This is a genomic window from Frankia sp. AgKG'84/4, from assembly GCF_023242965.2.
GTDB lineage: Bacteria > Actinomycetota > Actinomycetes > Frankiales > Frankiaceae > Frankia.
Window position 1 is genome coordinate 1 of record NZ_JALKFU020000625.1, and the last position, 2,940, is coordinate 2,940.

Here is a 2,940-nt window from a genome sequence, read left to right on the forward strand (position 1 = left end):
GCGGGCCTCGCCGCGGACACCGACGCCGACATCGACGCGCCGCCGCCGCGCCCCGCCGACCCGGGGGCGCCGCTGTGCGTCCAGCTCACGTCGGGGACGACGTCACGGCCGAAGGCGGTGCTCTACACCCACGGCAACGCGCTGTGGACAGGGCGGACCGGCTCGTCGCTGTGGCGCCTGCTGCCGGACGACGTCATGCTCGTCTACGCCCCCCTGTTCCACACCCATGCGCTGTCCTGGCAGCTGCTGCCCACCCTGTGGGTCGGCGGCACCATCGTGCTGCAACCGAAGTTCTCCGCCAGCCGGTTCTGGGCGGTCTCCCTTCGCAACCGGTGCACCGTGACCGGCCTGCTCGGCCTGATGATGGAGGTCCTCGCCGACCAGCCGGTGCCCGACCACAGCTACCGGAGCTGGATCGGCGGTTTGGAGCTGCCCAGCTTCGAGGCCCGCTACGGCGTGCGGATCTTCCCCGCGTGGGGCATGACCGAGGTCGTCTCCACCCCCGTGTGCGGCGACGTGGACTTTCCGGGCGAGGCGATGGTCATCGGCCGGCCGGCGCCGCAGTACCAGGTGCGGATCCGCACGGCCGACGGGCGCGACGCCGGACCCGGCGAGGTCGGCGAGCTGCAGGTCGGCGGGGTACCCGGGCTGTCGCTGTTCGCCGGCTACATCGCCGACCCGGCGGCCACCACGAAGGCGTTCGAGGACGGCTGGTTCCGCACCGGCGACCTGGTCACCCAGCTGCCCGACGGCGCGGTGCGCTTCGCCGGCCGGGCCAAGGACATGCTCAAGGTCAGCGGTGAGAACGTGGCCGCCGCCGAGATCGAACGCGTCGTCAACACCGTGCCCCGGGTGCTGGCCAGCGCCGTCGTCGGCCGAGCGGATCGGATCCGCGGCGAGATCCCGGTCGCGTTCATCACCCTGCGCCCGGACGCCGGGACCGACCACGACGTGCTGCGCGAAGAAGTCCTGGCGGCGTGCCGTGCCGCGCTCGCCGACTTCAAGGTCCCCCACGACGTCCACGTCATCGACGAGCTGCCGCGCGCCACCCTCGACAAGGTCGCCAAGGGCACCCTGCGTGAGTGGGCGGCGGAACGGGCCGCGGACGCCGCCGGTTCGGCCCAGTGACCGCCGCCGACCCAGTGACCGCCGCCAGCCCAGTGACCGCCGCCGACCCAGTGACTGGCGCCGACCCTGTGACCGTGGCCAGCTCTGTGACCGTGGCCAGCTCTGTGACCGGGGCCGACCCGCTGGATGGTCTCGCCCTGCCGCTGATCGCCGCGCCGATGACCACGGTGTCCACGCCGGCGCTGGTCGCGGCGGCGTGCGCGGCCGGTCTCGTCGGCGCGTTCCCGACGTCGAACTGCCGGTCGACCACCGAGCTCGCGGACTGGCTCGACGAGATCGAAGCGACGGTCGCGGCGAACCTCATCGTCCACCGCTCCAACACCCGGCTCGACGAGGACCTCGACACCCTGGTGCGACGCGGGGTCCGCCTGGTCATCACCAGTGTCGGCACGCCGGTGCCGGTCATCGGCCCGTTGCACCGGGCCGGCGTCCGGGTGTTCGCCGACGTCGCCTCGCTCAAGCACGCCGAGAAGGCGGCGGCCGCCGGCGCCGACGGTCTCGTCCTGCTGGCCGCCGGTGCGGGCGGCCACACCGGCTGGGCAAACCCGTTCGCGTTCGCCCGCGCCGTGCGCCGCTTCCATGACGGCCCGCTGGTGCTCGCCGGCGGGATCAGTGACGGCACCGCCCTGTGGTCGGCCATCACCCTCGGCTACGACCTCGGCTACATGGGTACCCGGTTCATCGCGACCGCCGAGAGTGGCGCTACCGACGCCTGGCGCCGCGCCGTCGTCGACGCGACCCTCGACGACATCACCCTGGGCACCGCCCCCAACGGCGTCACCGTCAGCCTCCTGCCCGGTGCCGCCGGCAGCGCCGGGCACACGGCCGCGGGCGTGCACGCCATCACCACCGCCGCCGAGGTCATCGACACCACCCGGCGCGAGTGGAACGACGCCCGCGCCCGCACCCGCCGCCTGCTCGCCGCCACCGCCTGACCAGCTAACACCGCCTGACCAGCTAACACCGCCTGACCAGCTGAGCTGGTCGCCACCGTGGGCAGCGGGGACGCGACACCGAGCGCCGTCGGTGTCGCCGGTCCCCGCCGATCGAATCCCCGCCGATGGGATCCTCGACGGGCCGTTCACCGAGGGGCCGCCTGTCAGCGGGCCGTTCGCCGAGGGGCCGCCCGTCAACGGGCCGCTCGCCGACGGGCCGTTGACCACGCCGCAGCCCGCGCACCTGCCCGAGTCAACCACGGGGGCCGACGAGACCCTCCTGGACGACCTGCCGGTGTTCGCCACCGTCCGGTCGAACTGGTTCGTCGCCGACCGACCCCCGCCGCCCCGCGCCGACGGCCGGCGCGCCGACGGCCCGACCCACGTCCCGGGCGAGGCTGCGGAGCCGGCCCTCGACGGTGAACCCGGTTCACCCGACCGTGACCCGTCGACCGGCGGCGAGCCGCGCCACGCGCGGATCAACGGTCGCGGCGGCGGCGCCGAGCGGGACCGGGAACCGCGCGGCGGGGATCTGCCGCGGCTGCCCAGCCGTCGCGCCCGCCAGGACAGCGGTTACTCGGCGAACTTCGCCAGCCCGGCGGCCGGCGCGGACGGGCGCCTGGCTGGCGGATCAGCGGCGCGCCCCGGCCAGGGGGCGAGCTTCCCGGAGCCCGGGCGCTACGACCCGGCCGGCTATGAGCCCCCCGCCCGCGACGGTGCCCCGGGCGTCGGCGCGCCGACCTCCCTGGCCGGCAACCCGGGCCCGGGGGACCAGCCCGCCAGGTCCGAGCGCCACGGCGACGTCGATCGCCACGACCCGTTCACCTCGCCGCTGAGCCGCACCACCGGGCCGCGCCAGCCCGACCCGCGCCGCGGG

At 75.2% G+C, this 2,940-nt stretch carries 2 protein-coding genes and 1 pseudogene; all 3 read left to right on the forward strand.

All coding sequences use genetic code 11. The features are described 5' to 3' along the window. Window positions 1-1,128: AMP-binding protein (locus MXD58_RS24175; RefSeq protein ID WP_250609991.1), on the forward strand; the 1,128-nt coding region annotated here is incomplete at its 5' end. A gap of 104 nt (window positions 1,129-1,232) precedes the next feature. Beyond that, on the forward strand, window positions 1,233-2,063 hold the full coding sequence (locus MXD58_RS24180) for a nitronate monooxygenase (protein ID WP_250609992.1): 831 nt from the start codon (window positions 1,233-1,235) through the stop codon (window positions 2,061-2,063). A gap of 91 nt (window positions 2,064-2,154) precedes the next feature. After that, window positions 2,155-2,940 (forward strand): annotated as a pseudogene (locus tag MXD58_RS24185) (hypothetical protein); the annotation flags it as partial.